This window comes from Pseudoroseomonas cervicalis ATCC 49957 (assembly GCF_000164635.1).
GTDB classification, from domain to species: domain Bacteria; phylum Pseudomonadota; class Alphaproteobacteria; order Acetobacterales; family Acetobacteraceae; genus Pseudoroseomonas; species Pseudoroseomonas cervicalis.
On the sequence record NZ_GG771176.1, the window covers coordinates 1 to 697 of the forward strand.

Below are 697 nucleotides of genomic sequence, written 5' to 3' on the forward strand. Positions count from 1 at the left end.
GGGGCGCTCCTCCTCCGGCGCGGCGCCGGCGGCATGGCCGGGGCGGCCCGCCGGGCGCTCGGCGTGACGGTCCTGGGGGCGGCCCTTGGGCGCCGGAGAGGGAAAGGAAGAGGGGCGGCGCGGGCCTTCCGGCCGGCGAGGGGGGCGCGACATGGGCGGCATCCTGGCGATCGGCCGCGCCGAAGCAAGGGCGGATGACGAAAACGCAAAAGAATTGCCCGGGGTGCGTTGACAGGCGCCGCGAAAACCGGATAGTCCGCCCCGCTCCCGCCGGCCGGGATAGCGCGGAGGGGTGCCCGAGTGGCTAAAGGGGACGGACTGTAAATCCGTTGGCGCACGCCTACGTTGGTTCGAATCCAACCCCCTCCATATCCGGCCTGCCGATGACACGACCTGTCATCGGGTGGCCCGGGGCACAATCTTTCCCGGCTGGAGTGGCGCCACGGCGCGGCCGTCGCAACGGACGCGCGGTGCGGGTGTAGCTCAATGGTAGAGCCCCAGCCTTCCAAGCTGGTTGTGCGGGTTCGATTCCCGTCACCCGCTCCAATCTGTGGAGCGGGCTACGGACCATTGAGCGGGCCTCGGGGCGGATAGTGCGCCGGTATCGGCGCTGGACCGACAGGGTGACCGATAGATGGCGAAAGCTAAGTTTGAGCGGAACAAGCCGCACTGCAACATTGGCACGATCGGCCACGTT

At 69.2% G+C, this 697-nt stretch carries 2 tRNA genes; both read left to right on the forward strand.

Features of this window, described 5'->3' with window-relative positions:
- Positions 1–286 precede the first annotated feature (286 nt).
- Positions 287–369, forward strand: a tRNA-Tyr gene (locus HMPREF0731_RS22425).
- A 103-nt stretch (positions 370–472) separates the two neighbouring features.
- A tRNA-Gly gene (locus tag HMPREF0731_RS22430) sits at positions 473–546 on the forward strand.
- Positions 547–697: the final 151 nt, after the last annotated feature.